Here is a 23,643-nt window from a genome sequence, read left to right as displayed (position 1 = left end):
AATTCGATTAGAATAAATACTTATTGTGCTTACTTAGAAGTTCAATGTAAATTCGGATAATATGGATCAAATACAATGGGGAATAATTGGCTGCGGCAACGTAACAGAAGTTAAAAGCGGGCCTGCTTTCAATTTAATACCAAACTCAAAACTGGTCGCAGTGATGCGCCGGGACGCCGCATTGGCAGAAGATTATGCAAAGCGCCATAACGTTCCCAAGTGGTATAGTGATGTGGACGAGCTGATAAATGATCCGGATGTAAACGCGATTTACATTGCGACGCCGCCAAATGTACATGAAGAGTATGCAAAAAAAGCGATGCGCGCCGGTAAACCGGTATACGTGGAAAAACCAATGGCGATGAGTGCTGCTGCGTGTGACCGTATGAATGCCGTCAGCAAGGAGACGGGCGTTCCACTTTTTGTTGCATATTATCGGCGCGCACTACCTTATTTTGTAAAACTTAAAGAGCTTATCGACAGCAACATTATAGGCGATATACGTTATGTAAATATTTGTCTGCAATGGCAGCCCTACGACGAAGAAATAGGTGAATTGCGCAAACCCAAATGGCGCGTTCAACCTGAAATTTCCGGTGGAGGCCACTTTCACGATCTGGCATCGCATCAGTTCGATTTTCTGGAAAATCTTCTGGGTCCTGTCAAAACGGCAACAGGCATTGCCAAAAATCAGGCTGGGTTTTATGAAGCTGATGATATTACTGTTGCCAATTTTGAATTTGAGTCCGGCGTTTTAGGTAATGGTGTTTGGTGTTTTACCATAAACAAGGAACAACGCGAGGATAAAGCACAGATTGTCGGCTCAAAAGGAAGAATAAATTTTTCATTTTTTGAAAAATTTGATATTGTTGTTGAAACAGAATCTGGCTCAGAAATTTATAATATTCCTTATCCAAAACACGTTCAGCAACCTCTTATTGAACTTATTGTTAAAGAATTGAGAGGTGAAGGCACTAGTCCAAGTCCGGGTATGACAGGTGCGCGTGCCAATCTGATCATGGACTGGATCACGAAAGGTGAGAAATCATCGGGTTATACAAACTGAAAAAAATTAGGTAGCTTGCGATACAAAATATGCTGTTATTTCTGTTATTTACACATCTTAAATATAAATCTTCATAGTCATGGCAAAGGGTAAAAATCTTGACAAGGGTAGTACCAAAAAAGATCCTGAAAAGAATCTGAAAGAAAAACGTGCTGAGAAAAAGGCCAAAAAAGATGGAAAAAAGGACTATTGATTACCCGTCATTCAATCCCGATATCAATTTAAAAAAAAGCTCTTTCGCATCACTGCAAAAGAGCTTTTTTGTTATCCTAATATACTTCACTGTTGGTCTTATATTTTGCCAGCCGCTTCCGTGACCGCACAAGCTTCGAGTTTATCCTGTTTTTTTCATCCGGCGTTACCACACCGTCCGCCTCCGCCTTCTCAATGGTGCCTTTTATGATTTCCTGCTCGCGTTGTAGTTTTGAATATTCGAGAGCAGTTAGTTTTTTACTTTTATAAGCTGTGTTTACAGTTGCGTCTAACTTGCGCTGTTCACTTTTGAAGTTTTGTGCAAAAAGATCAGATGAAAGTGTGATAAAGCAAGACGTCAAAGCCGAAAAAACATAAGTTGATTTCATTTTATCCATTCGTTTGTTGCAATTCTGATTTATTTTAAAACCGTACCTGTTTCAAAACGAAACGATAATTTATGAAAAATTTACTGATTATTTTCGACTTGAATTACTATTATTCGTATCCCTTTCCCTTCAATTCTAACTCTTTCTCATTTTCCATAACTGCAATAAATTCTGTATGCGACATTGGCTGGCTGAACATAGGAAAATCACTTTTGAGTGCATTATCATGTTCCGCCTGACTTAAAGTGGCGCAACAATCGGTAAGTGTAATCACATTATAACCTTTATCATAGGCAGTACGCATGGTTGATTCCACGCAACAATTGGTAAGGTATCCTGCTAAAACAACATTTTTAATTCCGGTACTTCGTAATATATAATCCAGATTGGTACTTGCAAAAGCGCAGAAGCTACGTTTTCCTTCAATGATCACATCTTCTTTTTCAGGCGCCAGGACATCAATTATTTCAGTTCCCCAGGTATTTTTCTTAAACGCCCCATTGTCGATCACGCCTTTCATGATACCGTAAGGTTTCGTTGTAATTTCGCGGTAATCTTCGGTAAATGCTATCGGCACGAACATAACATTGACGCCTGCTTCGCGCGCAGCCTTTACCGTGTCTACGGTATTTTGTAGCATATTGTTGTTTTCCATCACACCTTTGACGGCGCCGTGAAATATGCCTCCTTCCGAGGTGAAATCGTTTTGAAATTCAATCAAAACAAGAGCGGTTTCTTTCGGGTTTAGTTCCATTGTGTTTTCTTTAATAAATTATTAAAACTTGTACGTGAATATAACTACAATCTGTCAGGATTCCGTATGCCCGTTTCAGGTAATTTTAAAAAACAAACAGCAAGTTCTGGGTTGGGCTAATGGTCATTTCAGAGCAACTTTGTGCAACAAATTAATCATCGAATGGAACAGGAAAACTATAATTATGAAAAGATTGCAAAAGCAATTGAATACATATCTGAAAACGTAAAAAAGCAACCTTCGTTGTTTGAAGTTGCGGAAGAAGTGAGCATCAGCCAGTTCCATTTCCAGCGGATGTTCACGGAATGGGCAGGCGTCAGTCCAAAGAAATTTTTACAATATATCACAGCGGACTATCTGAAAGACAAAATTAAAGAATCCGCCAACCTGGTCGAATTAGCGGAATCAGCTGGACTTTCAAGCCAAAGTCGTGTTTATGATCTATTCACAGGAATCGAAGCCGTGACACCGCAGGAATACAAAACCGGAGGAAAAGGACTGCATATCAGCTACGGGTTTCATCAAACTCCTTTTGGTGAATGCTTCATCGCAGTGACTGAACGTGGCATTTGTGCGATGGCTTTTGTAGATGAATACTCGAAAGATCAGCAGTTGATTATACTGGCAAAAAAATGGCATTTTGCCACGATTGAATCAAATCAGGTTATTACTGAAAATTACATCCACAAAATCTTCTATCCTCATCTAAGTTCGCTGGATAAACTGCCGCTGATGGTTCAGGGAACGAATTTTCAGCTTAAAGTTTGGGAGGCATTATTGACAATTCCGCAAGGCGCCGTGACAACCTACCAACAAATCGCAAACAGTATCGGAAATCCAAGGGCGGTGAGGGCAGTCGGGACGGCCGTTGGCGACAATCCAATTGCCTTTCTGATCCCTTGTCACCGCGTGATCAGAAAAGAGGGAAGTTTGGGAGAATACCGCTGGGGAAGTTTGAGAAAAAAGGCATTGATCGGCTGGGAAGCTGCCAGGATCGATGCTGGTTTGATTCTTTGAAAAATTCAAAAACTGTTTCCGAGTGCCCCAGGTTGATGAAAATTTGCATCGAATTACACAATTCTTAAAAACTATCAATACATTGAAATAGACGTCAACAGGAATCATAATTCTGATTATCAGCAATTTTCGTGTCTTGTTATACAACAATTTTATGATGGTTCAATATTGGTAAAATGTAGATTAATAATCCACATAACTACAATTTGAAACATGAAAAAGTTTTTGGTTCGCTTGACAGGAGTCGCAGCATTGATGCTGGTAATTAATTCAGTTAGCTTCGCGCAATTTTCTTTGGGTTTGCAAGGAGGTATTGCAAAATCAGATCTTGAAGATTCCAAAACCATCGCCGGTGGTGGTATCAATTTACGTGTGTTCGCTTCTCCTAATTTCGCAATTGGGGTTGCAGGAAAGATTTATTCTGACGGAACCGACTATCGTGTAGCAGGGCAAACTTTAAGTTATACCGGAAACCTTGTTCCGGTTACTGGTACCTTGGATTACTATTTCGGCACCGGATTTATTCGTCCATATGTTGGAGGTGACGCTGGTGTTTATTTCTCAAAGTATAATGCTAAATTCAACGGTGAAAAAATAGCTGAATCTAAAAACCACAGTAATTTCGGAGCAGCGCCCCGTGCCGGAGTAATATTCGCGCTCAACGACAATATTGGTCTTCAGGTTGAAGGTATTTATCACTTTATTTTTGGGAACAAAGATAACACCGCGAATGCCGGAAACGTAGGAAATGCTGATTTCGAGTCGACTAAACAATTCGGAGGTGTTAACGTCGGACTGATTATCGGTCTTGGCGGCGGAAAGTAGTTTTTAATATTTAAGAAATAAAAGATTCAAAATAAGCCGTGGCTGAATCGGCCACGTCTTATTTTTTGTTTCAAACTGACAAGGTTCATAAATTGCGTCCAATTAAAACACCAGGGCAAAGAATCTTGAATACTAACCACAACTTTTCATTACAAGTTAAAACTTGGCTGTTATCGCTGGATATGAGCTTTGTTGTGGTCACGGATAATACAGATTCATTCGATTCAATAAAAATAATACAAAATGAGAAATTGCTTCTGATTATTAAATTGATCGATATTAAAAACTGGACGTTTTCCCTGCAAAATACAGCTAACAAATATCAGGATTTGAGCAAGAGCCGTGACGAAATCCGGAAGTCCGGCGTTTCATTTGTCACGCTTTGGGAAGATATCTGGTTGACAGAAAATACTATTGTGAAATCGAGATTGAGCGCCCTACTTGGAATTTCCCAACGAATCCCAGCAAGAATGACCAAGGCCCGGCGAATTGATAAACCAATGGCAGATAAATTTCTGGATCAAAATCATTTACAGCATACGGTTTCTGCAAAACTGAAATATGGATTGTTTCTCCCGAAACAATATTTTCGTGTTCTAAAACCTGAATTTCAACCAGATTTGTGCGTTTCTGAGATACTTGTAGCTGTTGCAACGTTTAGCCATCCGCGTATTTTTGAGCGAGGCGACAAACCCTTTCGATCATACGAACTGATCCGATTTGCCAATTTATTAAATACAACAGTGATTGGCGGTTTCGATAAACTTTTGACGTATTTTGAAAAGGAATGCAAACCTGATGACATCATGACTTATGCAGATCTGGACTGGTCGGATGGCGCAAGCTACAGACGCCTCGGCTTTGAAGCTGTTTCGGATAAAGATCCTATGGCATTTTGGCTAAATACCGAGACTAATGAGCGTTTTCCTCAATCAAAAATTACCAAAGAACAACATTTCATAACTGTTTATAACGGTGGAAGTCGTAAATTTGTCAAAGAAATTGTTACACCGCCTTTATCTGAATAACTGTCACTGCATACCCGTTTTCCATTGAATCCATTACTTATCATTTTAGGTCCCACAGCATCCGGAAAAACCCGTTTGGCGACCCAAGTCGCGGCAAAAATCAACGGGGCGATTATCAGTGTGGATTCCAGGCAGGTGTATAGAAAAATGGATATCGGGACAGGAAAAGATCTCGATGAATATCAGATTAATGGAAAACTTACCCCCTATCACCTGATTGATATTCTGGACCCTGGCGAAAAATATAATGTCAGTCTTTTCAAACAGGATTTCCAGGCGGCTTATCAGGCAATAAAAAGTCAAAATCAGGCTGCGATCGCCTGTGGCGGAACAGGTTTTTATTTTTATGCCTTGTTGAATAGTCAAGGGTATACGGAAATTCCGGTTAATGAAACGTTGCGTGAATCTTTGGAGGATTTAACAAACGAAGAACTGAGGATTTTTTTTATCAAAATGGAAACTTCCTATCTGGATCTCGCAGATACCTCAACCAGAAAACGACTTATCAGAGCGATCGAAATTTCTACATACCTGACAGAAAATCCTGAAACTGAAAACCAGATTTCAGAACGTTCCTCTTTTGAATATACTCCGATTATTTTTGGACTTAATCCGCCATCCGAGATTCGACGTGAACGTATCAGTCGCCGGCTAAGTTATAGACTAAAAAACGGTCTGATCGAAGAAGTTCAGTCACTTTTAAATTCAGGTTTGGAGCCAGAACAGTTGATTTATTATGGATTAGAATATAAATACGTCACGGAGTATCTGACTGGGGTTTCGGATTATGAAGACATGATGAAAAAGCTCGAAACCGAAATTCACAGGTTTTCAAAAAGACAAATGACATTTTTTAGAAAAATGGAGAAAGATGGAATGTCAATCAATTGGCTGGAACATTCAAAAACAGAAGAGGAAAATGTTGACCGTATTATTCAAGAGTACAATTTATTTAAACAAACAAACCAAAACTGATTAATCGAGCAAGCGACAAAATCGCTCTCGAAATTATTTTATCAACCTTTATGAATCTTAAATTAAGCAGTGTTTTGCTTTTATTAGTACTAAGTGTCACCGACGCTTATTTGCTCGCACATCCTAATATAATCGGAAAAATCGGAGTGCTCGTTTACAAACATTCCTACATCAAAACTTTTCCGAGAGCACTTATCACCGTTTTACTAGTGGTCGGAATATCTGTTATTCTGGCTGAAATTCTGTATCGTTTTGTCGGCTATAAAAAGGCAACCTTGTTTTATGGTCTCCTATTAGCTGTAAGTGTTTTTTGGTTTGGTTATGTGTTTATAACCTTTTCTTCATTCAGTTACCTGATCACAGGGAAAGCATTTATTTATGGCGCACATCTGCTTCCAATTATTCTGATGGGCCTTTTTGGAAGATATTTGGTCAAGGCCCAATTACATTTGCGCAAGAAGCCAAGCCCGGTTTTGTTTGAAGTGAGTCAGAAATAACCTCAGAAGATGAAAATCCACTCTAATCTGTTTTTAATAACAAAAGAACAGCCAGTACAAATCCATAGAATTTTATCATTTATACTTTAAATTGTTAAAATTTGAGATTTCTATCTTGAATTCACACAAATTAAACATTGATAATAATAGAAAGTACGAGCTTTTTTAAGATATTGCACCTCGGGTCTTACGGCGATTGGACTGGGTTTTTTAAAATTATTTTTAATTTAATATATCGTCACAGTATATCAGAGGTATGAAGGGTCTTTGGCCTTATCAACCGTCATCAACATATATACAGTAAACTAACCTTTTAATTTTATTCTTAATTTATATGTCAGAAATAGCTGAATTGATCATTGAAGGTAAAAATTACCAATTCCCAGTCATAGAAGGTAGTGAGAAAGAAAAGGCAATTGATATTGCAAAACTGCGTGATCAAACAGGATATATAACCATTGACGCGGGCTATAAAAATACAGGTGCGACGAAAAGTGCAATCACTTTTTTGGATGGAGAGGAAGGTATTTTGAATTACCGCGGTTACTCGATTGAGGAACTTGCTGACAAGTCATCGTTTCTGGAAGTTGCCTATCTTTTGATATACGGCGAATTACCAACTCAGGAACAATTTACTGCTTTTGAACACGAGATCACAACGCATACTCTTGTCAACGAGGACATGCGTAAAATATTTGAGGGTTTTCCGGTAAATGCCCATCCGATGGGTGTGTTATCTTCCCTGGTAAGTGCGATGAGCGCATTTTACCCTGAAACACTTGACCTTGACAGTCCTGAAACGACAGAACTTCATATCATTCGTTTGCTTTCAAAATTGCCTACAATTGCAACCTGGTCTTATAAAAAATCACAGGGACATCCTGTTAATTATCCAAAAAACAGCCTGGATTATTGTTCAAATTTCCTGAGCATGATGTTCTCCTTGCCGGTTGCTGAATATAAGGTTGATCCAGTCGTTTCTGCTGCTTTGAATAAGTTACTGATTCTTCATGCTGATCACGAACAAAACTGCTCTACTTCAACGGTAAGACTGGTTGGTTCTTCTCAGGCTAATATTTATTCATCCATTTCTTCTGGTATCAGCGCACTTTGGGGACCACTTCACGGCGGTGCCAATCAGGAAGTGATTGAAATGCTGGAAGCGATCAAAAATGATGGCGGAGATGTTCAGAAATACATTGATATGGCGAAGGACAAATCAAGCGGTTTCCGTTTGTTTGGGTTTGGTCACCGCGTTTATAAAAATTTCGATCCTCGTGCTAAGATCATCAAAAAGGCTGCTGACGACGTTTTGAACAAGCTTGGTATTAATGATCCTGTTCTTGAAATCGCACAGAAACTTGAAAAAGCTGCTTTGGAGGATGAATATTTCGTGTCACGCAAGTTGTATCCAAACGTAGATTTCTATTCGGGAATTATCTACCGTGCCTTGGGTATCCCGACTAATATGTTCACAGTAATGTTCGCTATTGGTCGTCTTCCAGGCTGGATAGCGCAATGGAAAGAAATGCGTGCGAACAAAGAGCCAATAGGCCGCCCACGTCAAGTTTACGTAGGAGCTCCGCGTCGCGATTATGTTGCTATGAGCGAAAGATAGAATTTAAAAAAATACTAAAAGAGGCCGTATCAAAAATTTGATACGGCCTCTTTTAGTATATATGAGTCGTTTACGGCGAAAGTCTTTCTATTTTCCAAACATTGCCTTCGGATAATGTATACGCAAGCCGATCATGGAGACGGCTGGGTCTCCCCTGCCAAAATTCTATATAATCAGGAATGACGCGGTATCCACCCCAATGTGGCGGACGAGTAACTGTTCGCCCTTCGAACTTAGCTTCAAAATCCCTTTGCTTTTCTTCAAGATACTCTCTGTTTTCAATCTCCTCACTTTGATGAGAAACCCAGGCACCAATTTGACTGCCACGTGGACGGATTGCAAAATACTCATCTGAATCATTTGCAGACGTTTTTTCAATTTTCCCCTCAATTCTTACCTGACGTTCGAGCTCTTTCCAGAAAAAAGTTATCGCAACATGCGGGTTTTCTTCGATCTCCTTTCCCTTCTTACTTTCATAGTTGGTATAGAAAGAAAATCCGGTATCGTCTACACTTTTGAGAAGCACAATTCTACCCGTTGGACGGCCATTGGAAACAGTGCTCAGCAGCATCGCGTTGGGTTCTGAAAGCTCCGATTTAAGGACTTCGTCAAACCATTTATTGAACTGAATTAAGGGATTTGAATCCAAATCCGACTCATGTAACCCTTTCAGGCTGTACTCGCACCTGATATTTGCTATTTTATGATTCATTGTCTGTAATATATCAATGTTACGGCCTCAAAATTAGCCAATTCATAGGAAAGATTGTTAGATTTGTATTCTATAACAGGACGTACTTACGAAACATTAATCACGATGGCACAAGAACAACAAGAAGGGGTCGAAAGCAATGCGCAGGAAGACCTGACACAAAAAACGATTGATACCCTTGAAATTGATCTTAACAATGAGTTGACGGAAGAACTGGAAGAGGAGACGCCAGATGTAGATTATAGCCAATTATCTAAGGAACAACTCGTTAACTTACTGGAAAACGAATTATCACTGATCAATAGCGAAGGTGTAAAACCGTCGTCATTGAAGAAGGCAGAGGCTTTGGCTCGTGAAATCCGTCCTGTTCTGGATCATATCAAGCAAACAGATCGCGAAAATGCTTTGAAAGCTTTTGTTGCTGATTCTGGTAGTGAAGATGGTTTCGAGTTTAAATATGACGCGGAAACGCAGAAAATTGATGCCCTCAGCAGAGAAATCCGGGGGATGAAAAATACTTATTACCAAAGTGTAGAAAAGGACAAAGAGAAGAATTTCAATATGAAAACTTCCTTGATACAACGTCTGCGCACACTTTTGGAAGATGAGGGAACACGGGAAACCGATGCTTCCGGGATGAAAACCAGCTGGGAAGAGTTTAAAAAAATCCAGGAGGAATGGAAATCCGCCGGGAATATTTCTTCTCCGCATAATGGTACGCTTTGGGCGACTTACAATGCATTGATCGACCGGTATTTCAGTAATAGAAATATTTACTTTGAACTAAAGGAACTTGATCGCCGCCGTAATGCGGATTTGAAGGCGGAGCTATGTGAAAAAGTGGAAGATTTAGTTAAATCGCTCGAATCGCGTCCTATGACGAAAGAGATTCTTGCGGAGGCTAACCATATTTTTGAAGACTATAAACACCTTGGACCTGCGCCGAAAGAAGAGCAGGAAAAACTTTGGCAGCGTTTTAAAGTTGCTTTGGATCACCTGTATGATGCCCAGCGAGGTCAATTTGCTGAGCAGAAAAAATCGATGCAGGAAAACTACGATCAAAAGCTGAAAATTTACGAAGCAATCGTCCCTTTCACTACATACAACTCGGGCAGCATAAAAGAATGGAACGCAAAAACCAAAGAGGTTATGACGTTCCAGGATCAGTGGGTTGCGTTAAAAGGCATTATGCCCCGCGAGGAAGGTAAAGAGTTAAGTAAAAAATTCTGGGCGACACTGAAAACCTTTTTCCATAACAAAGGAGAATTTTTCCGTCAGCTTGAATCAAAACGTGAACAGAATCTAGAATTGAAAAACCAGCTTTGTACGGACGCTGAGGCGATTTTGGCAACTGGCGAAGACAACGCATCAAATACCCAGAAAATCATTGAGCTTCAGAAGAAGTGGAAAGCGATCGGTCAGGTGCCTGAGAAATTCAAGGATACTATTTATGACCGTTTCAAAAAAGCATGTGATTCTTATTTCGATCAGAAACGCGCTAAAAACAAGGAAGTCGAAGTTGAGTTCGAAGAAAATCTGAAACGCAAGGTTGATTTAATCGAGCGGATTGAAATAGCCGCAGCGAATAAGGATGAATCTTCACTTGATCTACTAAGTGCTTTCAAAAGTGAATGGAGTTCAATTGGCTTCGTCCCGAAAAAGGATATGCAGGCGACCCAAAAGCGCTATATCGCGGCTGTTAACACGTACGTAAGTGCGATTGGAAAATTATCTTCCAAAGAAAAAGAGCAGGCAGTTCTGGAAAGCGAAGTTGAACTGGTGCGTGACGGCGAAAGCAGCCGCGGACTTTTCCGTAAAGAAAATGATATTAAACGCAGAGTTTCTCAGCTCGAAAATGATATTTCTTTGTGGCAGAACAACATCGAGTTCTTTGCAAAATCGAAAACATCGGATCGTTTGAAAGCAGAATTTGAAAGAAAGATAAGCAGCGCGCAAGCACAGTTGGAAGAGTTGAAACACCAACTATCTATCATTCAGGAAGCTATATAGTCAGGCAAAATTATTTTTAAAATAATTACACTAAAATAGATGTAGAACTAAATATTCTACTACTTTTGCACCACGATAACGGAATAACAAACGGTATCGCAATGCAAAAGAGGCCTCCATAGCTCAGCTGGTAGAGCAACTGACTTGTAATCAGTAGGTCGTTGGTTCGATCCCGACTGGAGGCTCTGAAAATTCAAGCACCTAACTTTTATAGTTAGGTGTTTTTGTTTTCTGAGGTTTTAAAATTGTTCGTTGGATGGTGTGGGATTAAGCTGAGCGTTGGGGTCAACCCAAAATTGTGGAGTGAACATTACATGTTCTTGTTTCTATTAATTATTAATCTGATTTTCAGATTGGAATAGGTATTGACTACATTGGGTTTCAATTGTTATAAAAATTCACCTGACCAAACCAACTATAAATCAGCCGTTTCGGAAAACCGACTTTAATAATAAATAAAATTCCATAAAAATAATTACCCATATACTTGCGTTATATATTTCATTCTTCTACTTTTGCACCATGATAACGGAACAACAAACGGCATCATGAGAAAAGAGGCCTCCATAGCTCAGCTGGTAGAGCAACTGACTTGTAATCAGTAGGTCGTTGGTTCGATCCCGACTGGAGGCTCTTAGCAAAAAGGACTTATCAGATTTGATAAGTCCTTTTTGCTTTTAAATTTTACAATATTAAATCAATAAGAAAATGACGAATGAAAATGCATACAACGATGGATACTCGTATGAGACCTTCATTCGTCGTGCCTTTAAAAATGTGACCTCAGAAGGAAAAAACGGCGAACACAGCATACAGATGACGACGTTGATCGATATTGAAGAGGGAAAAGATCTGAGCAAACTTGCTGCTTCAAATATCAAACAGCTTGATAAGGTAAAAGGTTATCTCGCAAAAGCGATCGGGAAGTTTCTAAAAATGAATTTGGACAAAAAAGAAAAGTTCGAATTCCTGGCTATGAAAACAGCCGTTGAGAAAGCTAAAAATTCAACAGATTTAATTGCCGTGGTTGAGCGAGGTTTAGCCATTACCGACCGGTTTTAGTTACCATAACGCATAAAGCAAGAATCGCCAGCAAATCCGGATTTGCTGGCGATTCTTGCTTTTTATGTTAAACGTAAAACAATTCCTTATTCAGTGTTTTCACGATCGCAGCAAAATCGTCCGGATTTGATGCAAAATCCATTTCATTCACATCGATCGTAATTAATTTACCATGATCGTAGTTTTGCCCGAAATCCTCGTAATAGCGATTCAGGTTTTTTAAATAGTCTTCCGAAATATCCGCTTCAAATTCTCTCCCTCTTTTTTTGATCTGCGACATCAATTTGGGAATATCCGCTTTCAGATAAATTAAAAGATCTGGTTGCGATACCGTTTTCATGATCGACTCAAAGAGCAACAGATAACTTCTATAATCTCTTTCCGTCATAATCTTCGAGTCGTAAAGATTGCGGGCAAACACGAAAGCATCCTCATAAATCGTCCGATCCTGGATGATTGTAGCATAGGTCGTGGAACGGATCGTCTGAACCTGCGCAAAGCGATTATTCAAAAAGAATATTTGCAAATTAAAAGCCCAGCGCTCCATGTCTTCATAGAAATCTGCCAGATATGGATTTCCCTCCACCGCTTCATACATTACTTCCCATCCATAGTGCTGGCCAAGCATTTGCGTCAGCGTGGTTTTGCCGGCGCCGATATTTCCAATAATTGCTATGTGCATGGAATTAATTTTTAAAGAAGTAGATTAATGATTAAGCATAACGTTGATGTGCAAAAATATGTAAATGAAATAGAAATCTAAGTCTGACGAAAGTTAGTTTTTCAGATTTCCGTTAAACTTCAGATATTCTTATATTTGAACTTGATTTTAAGGGAACGAACTTAAAAATAGCTCTGCTCCCATTCAGTCCTTGAAAATTAAATTAATGAAACCTTTCCAAGTAATACTTTATTATTATTACGCTCCCATCGAAAACACCGAAGTGTATCGCGATGAGCATCATTTGTTTTGCGTAGAAAATAATCTTTTAGGTCGCATTATCATAGCACCGGAAGGTTTAAACGGAACAGTTTCGGGTACTCGTAAAGACTGCGAGGCTTATATGAATTATGTCCGCTCGGATGAAAGATTTAAAGATGTGCAATTTAAAGTGGACGATCACGATGAAATTGCGTTTCAAAAGTTGCACGTCCGTGTTAAAGATGAAATTGTAAATTCGGACTTAAACGTCAATCCGCTTGTGCGCACCGGAAAACATCTGGAACCATCCGAATTGAAAAAGATGATGCAGGATCCTGATGTTGTTCTGGTTGATATGCGTTCCGATTATGAGCACGAAGTTGGAAAATTTAAAGGTGCTATCACTTTTGATATGCATAATCTTCGCGAGCTTCCGGACCACGTCCATGAGATCGAACATTTAAAAAATAAGAAAATTGTCACCTATTGCACCGGGGGAATCAAGTGCGAAAAAGCGAGTGCATACCTTCTGGAAAAAGGATTTACAGATGTTTACCAACTTCATGGCGGCATTATTCGATATGGCCTGGAAGAGGGCGGTGAGGATTTTGACGGTAAATGTTATGTTTTTGATAACCGCATCACCGTGGACGTTAATCAGGTCAATCCAACAGTGATTTCCAAATGTTATATCTGCGATGAACCTTGCGACAGGATGATCAACTGCGCTAATGCAGAGTGTAATACCCACGTTCCTGTTTGCCATAAGTGCGGGGAAGAAATGGAAGGTGCATGCTCACCGGAATGCAAAGCACATCCGAACAAGAGGATTTATGACGGAACGGGATATTATGTCAGCAACAGTAATCACTATAATCCGTTGCAAGGCATGAAAAGCCTTAAAAAGACGCTTAAAAAACTAAAATTAGCGGAAAAAGCCTGACCTGATAGTTAAGGTTCCAATTGTTTCAGCATGATGAAATCATTCATCCAGTATGGACCAATTGGAACATCTACCTCCTGAATCGTTTTGAAATTCATTTTTTCGTAAAACGATCTTGCTTTATTGTAACGGTTGACATTAAGAGCTAGTTTTTTGCCACCAACAGATTTGACATAGTGTTCTACCCCGGCAAGTAAAAATTTACCTGCACCTGTGCCCTGCATGTTGGGAAGTACATAAATCTTATGTAACTTGAAATATCTGGGTTCTTCCTGGGCAACCGCTGCAAATCCGACAGGAATTTCCGCATCAAATAAAAGTAAAAATTGCTGTCCTCCCTCCGTCATCTGACTTTCCAGGGCCTTGGGAGAATATATTTTTTCAAACATATAATCGATTTGTTCAGGGGTAAGGATTTCACGGTAAGTAGGTTCCCATGTTTTCTCCTGAATTCCGATCACAGTAGGTATATCCGACAGCTTACCATGCTTTATTGAGAATGAAGGCATATTGCTTAAATTTGATTTTTCAGAGCTGTAAGTTCATTTTATTCGCAAACTAAATAAAATTCTTCGACATATTTTCCGTACTGAAATACGCCTTTACGGATTAAAAGCCGCATAAATTTTGAATTAATATATGAAACCACTTATTTTAGTTACAAATGATGATGGAATAACTTCTTTGGGAATCCGCACGCTTGTTGACATTATGAAAACACTGGGAGATGTGATCGTCGTAGCTCCCAACAGTCCGCAGTCAGGAATGGGCCACGCGATAACCATCGGTGAGCCTTTAAGACTTTATGAAACACACATTTTTGAAGGTATTACTGAATATGAATGTTCAGGGACACCGGCAGACTGTGTCAAACTGGCCAAAAATTATGTCCTGCATGACAGAAAACCTGATCTGATCGTTAGCGGCATTAATCACGGAAGCAACAGTTCTATCAGCGTTCTTTATTCCGGAACGATGTCAGCAGCGATAGAGGGAGCGATTGAGGGTATTCCTGCCATTGGTTTTTCGTTATCCGACTTCCGCGAAGATGCCGATTTCAGCCATGGAATTCCTTTTGTAAAATCAATAACTGAGTCGGCTCTTAAACACGGTATACCAAAAGGCGTTGCATTGAACGTTAATATTCCGGCGAAGTCTGATGAACCTATAAAAGGAATCAAGGTTTGCAGACAAGCGCATGCGAAATGGCAGGAGAAGTTTGATTATCGCGTTGACCCGAATGGCCGCGGTTATTTATGGATGGCTGGCCAATTCGTAAATTTTGATACCGAGAAAGAAGATACGGACGTATGGGCATTGGATCACAATTACATTTCCGTTGTTCCCTGTCAATATGATTTAACCGAGTATAAAGCTTTAAAAGAGCTGGAAACTTGGGATTTATAAACCCACGTTAGAAAAATTAGCTATGGCCCTTGTAGGAAGTTTGCTCAAGAGAGGAATCCGGATAAGCAATATCGTTGCCAACCGGAGAAAGGCAACTATTCATCAGCAACAAAAGAAGACATTAGCAAAACTGCTCGCCAAGGCCAGATATACGGAGTTTGGAGAGAAATATAATTTCGATGAGTTGTTATCGACGATTTTATTCGGAGAAAAAGGCTCATTTTATGAACAATACAAGAAGTCTGTTCCAGTATATGACTACAATGCCATTTTCAAAGAATGGTGGCACCGGTCGCTGAATGGAGAAAAGGATATTTGCTGGCCTGGACAGATCAAGTATTATGCATTAAGTTCCGGCACTTCGGAGGCCGCGACAAAGCATATTCCTGTCACAAAAGCAATGTCGAAGGCAATCCAGAAAACAAGTATCCGCCAGATTTTGTCGCTCGGTCATTACAGGGATCTGCCGGACGATTTGTATGAAAAAGGCTTTTTGATGCTTGGCGGCAGCACTAACCTGAACAATCAGGATTCGCATTATGAAGGAGATTTAAGTGGTATTACGGCCAGTCAGATTCCGGCCTGGTTTCGACCTTATTATAAGCCGGGCGAGAAAATCGCTTCTGAAAAGGACTGGGGACTTAAATTGGAAGAAATCACGCTGAAAGCACATGAATGGGACATTGGCTTTATTGTCGGTGTTCCGGCATGGATCCAACTTTTAATGGAAAAAATAATTTCGCATTATAAGGTTAAAACAATCCATGATATCTGGCCTAATTTGCAGGTTTTCGCTCACGGCGGCGTATCCTTTGAACCTTACAGAAAGGGTTTTGAAAAATTGCTTGCCAGGCCGCTGATTTATATCAATACGTATCTGGCCTCCGAGGGATTTATCGCCTATCAGAACCGACCGGGAGCGTTAGGAATGGAGCTTGTTTTAGACAATGGCATTTTCTTTGAATTTGTACCGTTTAATCAGGATAATTTTGATTCAGAAGGAACACTCCTGCCCTCCCCTGAGACTTTAATGGTTGATCAGGTGGAAGAAGGAAAGGAATATGCGCTGTTGTTATCAACATGTTCAGGTGCATGGCGATATCTGATTGGCGATACCTTAAAATTCGTAGATAAAGCAAAAGCTGAAATCGTCATCACAGGAAGAACAAAACATTATTTAAGTCTCTGCGGCGAGCATCTTTCTGTGGATAATATGAATAAGGCGATTGATATTATCTCTGATGAACTGGGACTTACCGTGAAAGAATTTACGGTTTGCGGGGTTGAGCATGACTCGCTCTTTGCACATCAGTGGTATATCGGCGTTGAGGAAGAGAACGTTAATACTGAGGTTTTAAGAAATAAAATCGACGAGAAACTTTGTGAATTAAATGACGATTATGCAGTCGAACGTAAACATGCACTTAAAGATGTTTTCGTGACTGTTCTGCCAAACAAAGCGTTCTATGGCTGGATGGAGTCGAAAGGAAAAATGGGAGGCCAGCACAAATTCCCAAGGGTCTTGAAAAACTTTTTGATACAAGATTGGAAAGATTATTTAAAGAATAAGGGGTATGTTGTGGATGAAGTCGCTCTAAACCCCTGAGCTAAAACAACCTACGTGAGAAATTAACGAATTATTGGTAATTTACGTTGATAAAATTATTAGATATGACGATCCTAGCAATTGAGACAGAGGACAAAGAGGTAATTAAGGCAGTAAAAGCTTTGCTGAAAGGCTTTAAAGTGTCGTTTAACGAGAGGAGTGAAAGCCCATACGATCCAGAGTTCGTCGAAATGGTTAAAGCAGGAGACAAGGAAATTGCGGAAGGCAAAGGCATTAAGGTAACTGCTGAGGAGCTCAGATCCCTTTGGAATTAGTATTAAGTCCGCAAGCGAAGAACCATATCGATTTTTGGAACAAGACAGGGAATCGACAGATTTTGAACAAGATAAAAAAACTGATTGATTCTATTTTGGAGTCGCCGTATGAAGGAATCGGGAAGCCTGAACAACTAAAATATGAACTTAGTGGATACTGGTCACGAAGAATAAATGAAGAACATCGAATTGTGTACAAAGTGGAAAATAATACTATTTACTTCATATCATTTAAAGGACATTACTAATTTTTATATTAAAAAAAAGCGGATCTGGACAAGTTAGATCCGCTTTTTGTTTACAACGGCTTTTTGCTCTATTTTAAAAAATTAATATAAGCGATCTGGCAAGCGATCAGAATGAAAACGACGCCCGTAACTTTATTGAAAATAGTCACCACTTTGGGAGTGAAAACCTTCTTCAATTTATGTGCAAAAACAGCAATTGCACACTCAACAAAAAACACTGCGATAACGCTTGCGCCAAAGAAGACCAACACCTGATCATAGTTATAATGTAAAGTAGACCGGATGTAAGATGCGATTGTTACCCAGCTGATAAAATTCACCGGATTTAATGCATTTAACAAAAAACCCGTTGTAACGTAATACAGCAGATTACCCAATTTTGATCTGGGATAAGCAATTTTGGGCTGCCCTTTGACCAGATTTGACACTCCTAAAATTAGTAAAAACAGTACCCCTGCCCCAGCCATATACTTTTGAAAGTTATGGATTTCAGGCAGTAACGATGTACCGAAAATGGCAAAAAACACAAAAATTACATCTGAAACAAAAACGCCAAAAGCAATCTTAATCCCTGTGCGGTATCCATTATCGATACTATTCTGTACCAAAGAAAAAAACACGGTACCAAAAGTAAGACACAGCGCAACACCCGTCAGGATACCATAAAATAAAGATCCGATCATTTTAAATTCCTTTCAGCCGCGCTGCCATTAGTATACCTGCAATGGAAATAGCATCGGTAATCTCAGACCGCATAACCATCTCAACGGCTTCGGAAAGATGGATTTTCTTAACTTGTAATTCTTCTGTTTCTTCCGGTTCCGCTTCCGTCTGACTCAATCCTTCTGCCAGGAAAAGAAACCCCTCCTCATCCGTAGCTGAATTTGAGGTGTGGATTCTAGACAAACTTGTCCAGTTGGAGGCCAGCAGACCCGTTTCTTCTTTTAACTCACGTTTTGCCGCGTCAAGCACATCTTCATCAAAGGGACCACCGCCTTCCGGAATTTCCCAGGAATATTCATTCAGCGTGTACCGGAATTGACCAACCAGATAAATATTTCCGTTTTCGTCAATTGGAATAATTCCTAGCGCTTTATTTTTAAATTTTACGACACCATAAATACCGTCTTTTCCAGCTGGGTTAATCACTTCGCGATGACTGACTTCGAGCCAGGCGTTTTCATAAACAGTTTCAGAAGAAAGCGTTTTCCAATTATTTTCTGTGGTTATAACCCGCATTTTCTTAGTATTTTTGGTTTCTGATCATTCATTAAGTGATGCAAATAAACCAAAATAAGCGTAAACAACGTCTCATTCTGCTATCTTTTATAGCAAGTATCGTTTTGACGGGCTTGAAGTTTTTTGCTTATTTTATTACAGATTCCAACGCAATTTTGAGTGATGCGCTCGAATCGATTATCAATGTCATCGCAAGTGGCTTTGCTTTCTACAGCATTTACCTATCTGCCTTGCCCAAAGACCGAAACCATCCTTATGGCCACGGAAAGATCGAATTTTTTTCGGCAGGTTTTGAAGGTGCCTTGATTGTGATTGCCTCAATTTTCATCATTGTTGAAGCCATTAACCGAATGATGAAACCGACTCCAATTCAAAATCTGGGTCAAGGCGCATTGTTTATTACCGTGACCATCATAGTCAATACGCTGATTGGTTATAAATTAATTCAGGAAGGCAAACGATCGAATTCACTTGCATTAACTGCCGACGGGCGCCATTTAATTTCCGACAGCGTCAGCAGCGTCGTTTTGATAGTCAGTGTCGGGTTGATTTTAATTACAGGGCAAATCTGGATTGATAGCGCGGCTTCATTATTGTTCGGATTATTTCTTACTTACAACGGTTTTCAGCTTGTAAGCAAATCTGTTGCAGGGCTGATGGATGCATCAGATGAAATACTCCTGAAAAAAGTCGTACATTCCATTCGGGACAACCGAAAAGATCACTGGGTTGATGTGCATAATTTGAGGGTTCAGCAATATGGATCCGACCTGCATATTGATTGTCACCTTACGTTACCATACTATTGGGAATTACAGAAGGCGCATGAGGCAATTCATGAATTTGAGAATATCCTGAAAGAAAATCATACTGGGGAAACGGAGATATTCGTTCATGCAGACCCGTGCATTCCGCAATGTTGTTATTTTTGCAAAATGAGTAGCTGCCCCGTCCGGCAGTATGCCTTTGTTCAGGAGATTGACTGGGATGCCGTAAATCTTGTCAAAAACCAAAAACTTTTCGAAGAAGCCCAATTAAAACTCAAAGTATAACCAATTCATAATTCTAATATCTAAATCTAAATTCTAACCGAAAATGAATTTTTCAAGACGCGATTTCCTAAAAAAAGCCGGTGCAACTGCGCTTGCAGCAACAACGATTACAGACCTTCTTGCAGAATCTGCTGCAAAAAAAATGTTTTTTGAAATTTCTCTGGCTGAATGGTCATTGCATAAGGAATTGTTCGCGAAAAAGATCGTTAACATGGATTTCCCTGAACTTGCCAAAAAAGAGTTTGGTATTTCTATCGTCGAATACGTGAATCAGTTTTTCAAAGATAAGGCAGAAGATAAAACGTATCTGAACGAGCTTTTGCAGAGATGCAAGGACAATGGCGTAACAAATAACCTTATTATGATCGATGGCGAAGGTGGTCTTGGGGAGCTTGATGCTGCGGTTCGTAATAAAGCAGTTGAAAACCATTACAAATGGGTAGAATGTGCGAAATATCTGGGCTGCAAAACGATCCGTGTGAACGCGTTTGGAAAAGGAAGTGATGAAGAAATAGCGAAAGCGGCTGTGGAAGGATTAGGTAAACTTGGAGAGTTTGCTAAAAAAACCGGTATTAACGTGATCGTTGAAAACCATGGTGGCTCTTCTTCGAATGGAAAATGGCTATCGGGCGTAATGAAGCAGGTAAACATGAAAAATGTAGGAACACTTCCTGACTTTGGTAACTTCTGTATTAAAAGAAAACAAGGAAGTTATGAATGCGAAGAATCTTATGACCGTTACCAGGGCACGAAAGAACTTATGCCGTTTGCAAAAGGTGTAAGTGCTAAAACGTATGATTTTGATGAAAAAGGAAACTGTATCGAAACCGATTACACAAAAATCCTTAAAATTGTAAAGGATAGTGGGTTTAAAGGCATTGCAGGAATTGAGTACGAAGGAAGCAAACTATCGGAACGCGAAGGAATTAAGGCAACAAAAGCACTTCTGGAAAGACTCGGACCATTAGTTTAAAATAAAAAAAAGTTGAAAGTGGAAGAATGCCTGCATTCATTTCACTTTCAACTTTTTTTATAATACCTGATTTCGATAAGGAATGTAATTACATTCCCAGGTATGCCAGGAATTCTTTTCTCGTAGCTTCCTCCTCAAATTTACCTCCATAATAAGAAGTAACCGTCGAACTCCCTGCATCACGCACCCCGCGGGACTGCACACACATGTGTTTAGCGTCGACAACAACTGCAACATCTTCGGTTTGCAGAGCAATTTTCAACTCATTAGCAATCTGCACGGTTAGCCTTTCCTGAACCTGTGGGCGCCTTGAAAAATATTCCACTATGCGATTCAGTTTGGATAAACCAATTACTTTCCCGCTGGAAATATATGCGATGTGCGCTTTGCCGTAAATCGGAACAAAGTGATGCTCACAGTTGGAGAATACTGCAATATCCTTTTCAACCAGCATCTGGTTATACTTATACTTGTTGTCAAACAACGTAACCTTCGGTTTGTTTTTAGGATCGAGTCCGCTAAAAACTTCCTTGATATACATTTTTGCAACCCTTTTTGGAGTTCCCTGCAAACTGTCATCCGTCAGATCAAGACCCATTATCTCCATGATATGGCGAAAATGTTTCTCGATCAGTTCAATTTTCACATCGTCTTCCAACGCAAAGGCATCGGGACGCATGGGAGTTTCAATAGAAGAAAGAAGATGCTCGTCACCAATCTCCTCAATATCAAAATTTTCAATCGACCGGGTATTCAACAAAGTTCCGTTCTGTTTCATATAATCTAATTTTCAGAGCATGCTCTGCATCAATTTTTGGTCTGAGAATGTTGTATATGACAATAGCAATATTCTCAGCCGATGGATTTAAATGGTGGAATTCCTCAACATCAACGTTCAGGTTTTTATGATCAAACCGGTCCAGAATGTGTTCTTTAACCAGCACACTCAATGCCTTCATATCGATCACATAACCCGTTTCTTCATTCAATTCGCCTATCACCTGAATGATAAGTTCATAATTATGTCCATGAAAATTCGGATTGTTACACTTGCCAAAAATCTCTTCGTTCTTTTCGTCCGACCATGCCGGATTATTAAGTCGGTGAGCCGCATTGAAGTGTTCTTTACGAAACACAGCCACTTTATGAGCCATAAATATTGATAACGTTAAAAAAATGCTTTAAATGTCGTAACAAAGTATGTGTCCAACACACTTAAAGCCGTCGGGCGGGATCCTTTTTACCCATCGGAGCGTACTTTTTTAGCAACACGATATTGATTCAAAATGTTCAATTTTCGACAATATTATCAGGAAAGGTTCATCTTAGCCGGTATTTCATATTATTTTTTAATTAATAAAATAATTTAAAATATATGGTATTTGGTCGTATCTTGCGCGGTTACAGTACAAATACCTAAACCTTATAATATATTCGTAGGCATTCTTATGGATAGACGAAATTTTATTCAACAGGCAGCTTTGGCAGGATCAGCTACGGGACTTCTGCCTTCTGTTCTACTTAAACAAGAAGCAGCGAAACCAAAAGATAAAGTTAGAATCGGTTTTATAGGTGTAGGTCTGCGCGGTCGTAACCATCTTCAGCAAGCTCTGTATCGCGCCGATGTTGAGGTGAATGCAATTTGTGATATCGATTCGGCCTCCATCAATTTCGCAAAGGATTTAATAAGTAAGGCAGGAAGAAAAGAGCCAGCCGTTTATTCCAAAGGCGACGAGGATTTCCTAAACATGGTAAAACGGGATGATCTTGACGCGATTTTGATTGCCACTCCCTGGCAATGGCACGTTCCCATGACAATCGCTGCAATGAATGCAGGAAAGTATGCGGCCGTCGAAGTTTCCGCAACCGTGACTTTGCAGGAATCATGGGACCTTGTCGATACTTATGAAAAAACAGGTTCGCATTGCATGATCCTGGAAAACGTCTGTTACCGCAGGGATGTGATGGCAATTCTGAAAATGATCCGGGAAGGAATGTTTGGAGAAATGACATACGCACATTGTGGTTACCAGCACGACCTACGCGGAATTAAACTGAACAACGGTAAAAGCAACGAAGGCTTTGGTGTCGAATTTGGAGAGAAGGGATATTCAGAAGCCAAATGGCGTACACAGCATTCCATAGACCGCAACGGAGATATTTACCCGACACATGGTTTGGGTCCGGTTGCGCACTGGTTAAATATCAATCGAGGTAATAAATTCAATTATCTAACATCAACTTCGACGAAGTCGCGCGGTCTGCACAAGTATATTGTTGATCACGGCGGTGAAAAACATCCGAATGCCAAAGTGAATTTTAAGTTGGGCGATGTGGTGACCACCGTAATTCAATGTCACAATGGAGAGAATATCGTTTTGGTCCACGATACCAATTCTCCCAGGCATTATTCGCTTGGGTTCCGGGCACAAGGAACGGAAGGTATATGGATGAACGACGGACACAGTATTTATCTTGAAGATGTATCTCCGAAACGTCATGAAGCGGAACCGGATGCGCCATACCTAAAAAAATATGATCATCCACTTTGGAAAAAATATGAAAAAGAGGCCGAAAACGCTGGTCACGGCGGCATCGATTATTTCGTTTTCCGAGGCTTTATTGAAGCCGTAAAAAGACAAGTCGCTCCCCCGATTGATGTTTATGATGCAGCAGTATGGAGCGCAATAAGCCCGCTTTCAGAATTATCCGTAGCACGCGGAAGCTCGCCGGTAGAAATTCCTGATTTTACCAGAGGGAAATGGAGGACTAATAAACCAATTTTCGGCCTGACAGATGAATTTTAATTTTACAAGAAATAACCCTATAACTA

The 23,643-nt window shown here is 39.9% G+C and carries 26 protein-coding genes and 2 tRNA genes; 19 read left to right on the top strand and 9 right to left on the bottom strand.

All coding sequences use genetic code 11. The features are described from left to right. Positions 1-61 precede the first annotated feature (61 nt). Positions 62-1,066 (top strand): Gfo/Idh/MocA family protein, encoded by a 1,005-nt coding sequence (locus L0657_RS08070; RefSeq protein WP_235150073.1) that lies wholly within the window; start codon positions 62-64, stop codon positions 1,064-1,066. A 269-nt stretch (positions 1,067-1,335) separates the two neighbouring features. On the opposite strand, the gene L0657_RS08065 is transcribed toward L0657_RS08070, so the two are convergent. Then, positions 1,336-1,647, bottom strand: coding sequence for a hypothetical protein (locus L0657_RS08065; RefSeq protein WP_235150072.1), 312 nt, complete (start codon positions 1,645-1,647; stop codon positions 1,336-1,338). Positions 1,648-1,756: 109 nt separating this feature from the next. Continuing rightward, positions 1,757-2,401, bottom strand: a complete 645-nt coding sequence (locus tag L0657_RS08060) for a cysteine hydrolase family protein (protein WP_235150071.1) — start codon at positions 2,399-2,401, stop codon at positions 1,757-1,759. A 162-nt stretch (positions 2,402-2,563) separates the two neighbouring features. On the opposite strand from L0657_RS08060, the gene L0657_RS08055 reads away from it, so the two are divergent. The 6 genes from L0657_RS08055 to L0657_RS08030 all read left to right on the top strand — a co-directional run bounded on the left by L0657_RS08055 (position 2,564) and on the right by L0657_RS08030 (position 8,361). Beyond that, on the top strand, positions 2,564-3,418 hold the full coding sequence (locus L0657_RS08055; RefSeq protein WP_235150070.1) for a methylated-DNA--[protein]-cysteine S-methyltransferase: 855 nt from the start codon (positions 2,564-2,566) through the stop codon (positions 3,416-3,418). 213 nt (positions 3,419-3,631) lie between these two features. Beyond that, positions 3,632-4,243 carry an OmpW family outer membrane protein gene (locus L0657_RS08050; RefSeq protein WP_235150069.1) on the top strand — a complete coding sequence of 204 codons (612 nt, stop codon included), beginning with the start codon at positions 3,632-3,634 and terminating at the stop codon, positions 4,241-4,243. A gap of 182 nt (positions 4,244-4,425) precedes the next feature. Then, complete coding sequence (locus tag L0657_RS08045) at positions 4,426-5,271, top strand: hypothetical protein (protein WP_235150068.1); 846 nt, start codon at positions 4,426-4,428, stop codon at positions 5,269-5,271. Between the two features lie 24 nt (positions 5,272-5,295). Continuing rightward, entirely contained in the window at positions 5,296-6,246 is a 951-nt protein-coding gene (gene miaA / locus L0657_RS08040) for a tRNA (adenosine(37)-N6)-dimethylallyltransferase MiaA (RefSeq protein WP_235150067.1), read from the top strand. 50 nt (positions 6,247-6,296) lie between these two features. Next, positions 6,297-6,743 carry a hypothetical protein gene (locus L0657_RS08035; protein ID WP_235150066.1) on the top strand — a complete coding sequence of 149 codons (447 nt, stop codon included), beginning with the start codon at positions 6,297-6,299 and terminating at the stop codon, positions 6,741-6,743. A gap of 334 nt (positions 6,744-7,077) precedes the next feature. Further along, the gene (locus L0657_RS08030) at positions 7,078-8,361 is read left to right on the top strand and encodes a citrate synthase (protein ID WP_235150065.1); all 1,284 of its coding nucleotides are present in this window, start codon (positions 7,078-7,080) and stop codon (positions 8,359-8,361) included. Between the two features lie 70 nt (positions 8,362-8,431). On the opposite strand, the gene pdxH is transcribed toward L0657_RS08030, so the two are convergent. After that, positions 8,432-9,073, bottom strand: coding sequence for a pyridoxamine 5'-phosphate oxidase (gene pdxH / locus L0657_RS08025; protein ID WP_235150064.1), 642 nt, complete (start codon positions 9,071-9,073; stop codon positions 8,432-8,434). Positions 9,074-9,178: 105 nt separating this feature from the next. Here pdxH and L0657_RS08020 point away from each other — a divergent pair, with 105 nt between their 5' ends. From L0657_RS08020 to L0657_RS08005, 4 genes are all read left to right on the top strand, one after another. Further along, on the top strand, positions 9,179-11,083 hold the full coding sequence (locus tag L0657_RS08020) for a DUF349 domain-containing protein (protein WP_235150063.1): 1,905 nt from the start codon (positions 9,179-9,181) through the stop codon (positions 11,081-11,083). Positions 11,084-11,195: 112 nt separating this feature from the next. Next, positions 11,196-11,268: transfer RNA gene (locus L0657_RS08015), tRNA-Thr, on the top strand. A gap of 375 nt (positions 11,269-11,643) precedes the next feature. After that, a tRNA-Thr gene (locus L0657_RS08010) sits at positions 11,644-11,716 on the top strand. 75 nt (positions 11,717-11,791) lie between these two features. Then, positions 11,792-12,145, top strand: coding sequence for a hypothetical protein (locus tag L0657_RS08005; protein ID WP_235150062.1), 354 nt, complete (start codon positions 11,792-11,794; stop codon positions 12,143-12,145). Positions 12,146-12,212: 67 nt separating this feature from the next. On the opposite strand, the gene L0657_RS08000 is transcribed toward L0657_RS08005, so the two are convergent. Further along, on the bottom strand, positions 12,213-12,827 hold the full coding sequence (locus tag L0657_RS08000; RefSeq protein WP_235150061.1) for a deoxynucleoside kinase: 615 nt from the start codon (positions 12,825-12,827) through the stop codon (positions 12,213-12,215). 205 nt (positions 12,828-13,032) lie between these two features. Here L0657_RS08000 and L0657_RS07995 point away from each other — a divergent pair, with 205 nt between their 5' ends. After that, positions 13,033-14,010, top strand: coding sequence for a rhodanese-related sulfurtransferase (locus tag L0657_RS07995; RefSeq protein WP_235150060.1), 978 nt, complete (start codon positions 13,033-13,035; stop codon positions 14,008-14,010). Between the two features lie 8 nt (positions 14,011-14,018). Here the strand turns inward: L0657_RS07995 and L0657_RS07990 are convergent, their stop codons facing one another. Beyond that, a complete protein-coding gene (locus L0657_RS07990) occupies positions 14,019-14,519 on the bottom strand; it encodes a GNAT family N-acetyltransferase (RefSeq protein ID WP_235150059.1) in 501 nt (166 codons plus the stop codon). A 130-nt stretch (positions 14,520-14,649) separates the two neighbouring features. Here L0657_RS07990 and surE point away from each other — a divergent pair, with 130 nt between their 5' ends. The 4 genes from surE (at position 14,650) to L0657_RS07970 (ending at position 17,546) form a co-directional block, all read left to right on the top strand. Next, on the top strand, positions 14,650-15,417 hold the full coding sequence (surE, locus tag L0657_RS07985) for a 5'/3'-nucleotidase SurE (RefSeq protein WP_235150058.1): 768 nt from the start codon (positions 14,650-14,652) through the stop codon (positions 15,415-15,417). A gap of 22 nt (positions 15,418-15,439) precedes the next feature. Then, a complete protein-coding gene (locus L0657_RS07980) occupies positions 15,440-17,023 on the top strand; it encodes a GH3 auxin-responsive promoter family protein (protein WP_235150057.1) in 1,584 nt (527 codons plus the stop codon). Positions 17,024-17,088: 65 nt separating this feature from the next. Beyond that, positions 17,089-17,298: a DUF2683 family protein gene (locus tag L0657_RS07975; protein ID WP_235150056.1), complete on the top strand. Its 210-nt coding sequence runs from the start codon at positions 17,089-17,091 to the stop codon at positions 17,296-17,298. Beyond that, the gene (locus L0657_RS07970) at positions 17,289-17,546 is read left to right on the top strand and encodes a Txe/YoeB family addiction module toxin (protein WP_255717759.1); all 258 of its coding nucleotides are present in this window, start codon (positions 17,289-17,291) and stop codon (positions 17,544-17,546) included. The genes L0657_RS07975 and L0657_RS07970 overlap by 10 nt, the downstream gene beginning before the upstream one ends. Positions 17,547-17,614: 68 nt before the next feature. Here the strand turns inward: L0657_RS07970 and L0657_RS07965 are convergent, their stop codons facing one another. Both L0657_RS07965 and L0657_RS07960 read right to left on the bottom strand, forming a co-directional pair. Further along, entirely contained in the window at positions 17,615-18,229 is a 615-nt protein-coding gene (locus L0657_RS07965) for a LysE family translocator (RefSeq protein WP_235150054.1), read from the bottom strand. 1 nt (position 18,230) lies between these two features. Beyond that, positions 18,231-18,785 (bottom strand): NUDIX hydrolase, encoded by a 555-nt coding sequence (locus L0657_RS07960; RefSeq protein WP_235150053.1) that lies wholly within the window; start codon positions 18,783-18,785, stop codon positions 18,231-18,233. 38 nt (positions 18,786-18,823) lie between these two features. On the opposite strand from L0657_RS07960, the gene L0657_RS07955 reads away from it, so the two are divergent. Together L0657_RS07955 and L0657_RS07950 are read left to right on the top strand one after the other, a co-directional pair. Beyond that, positions 18,824-19,837, top strand: a complete 1,014-nt coding sequence (locus tag L0657_RS07955) for a cation diffusion facilitator family transporter (RefSeq protein WP_235150052.1) — start codon at positions 18,824-18,826, stop codon at positions 19,835-19,837. 43 nt (positions 19,838-19,880) lie between these two features. Then, a complete protein-coding gene (locus L0657_RS07950) occupies positions 19,881-20,810 on the top strand; it encodes a sugar phosphate isomerase/epimerase (protein WP_235150051.1) in 930 nt (309 codons plus the stop codon). Positions 20,811-20,898: 88 nt separating this feature from the next. Here the strand turns inward: L0657_RS07950 and folE are convergent, their stop codons facing one another. Continuing rightward, positions 20,899-21,588 (bottom strand): GTP cyclohydrolase I FolE, encoded by a 690-nt coding sequence (gene folE / locus L0657_RS07945; RefSeq protein ID WP_235150050.1) that lies wholly within the window; start codon positions 21,586-21,588, stop codon positions 20,899-20,901. Then, on the bottom strand, positions 21,548-21,964 hold the full coding sequence (locus tag L0657_RS07940) for a 6-carboxytetrahydropterin synthase (protein ID WP_235150049.1): 417 nt from the start codon (positions 21,962-21,964) through the stop codon (positions 21,548-21,550). Before L0657_RS07940 ends, folE begins: the two co-directional genes overlap by 41 nt. A gap of 294 nt (positions 21,965-22,258) precedes the next feature. Here L0657_RS07940 and L0657_RS07935 point away from each other — a divergent pair, with 294 nt between their 5' ends. Continuing rightward, a complete protein-coding gene (locus L0657_RS07935; RefSeq protein WP_235150048.1) occupies positions 22,259-23,617 on the top strand; it encodes a Gfo/Idh/MocA family protein in 1,359 nt (452 codons plus the stop codon). The last annotated feature ends 26 nt before the right edge of the window (positions 23,618-23,643 follow it).

Source organism: Dyadobacter sp. CY345, assembly GCF_021502725.1.
Lineage (GTDB): Bacteria > Bacteroidota > Bacteroidia > Cytophagales > Spirosomataceae > Dyadobacter.
The sequence above is the reverse complement of the archived record's forward strand: the minus strand, read 5'-3'. Positions and strand labels throughout refer to the sequence as shown.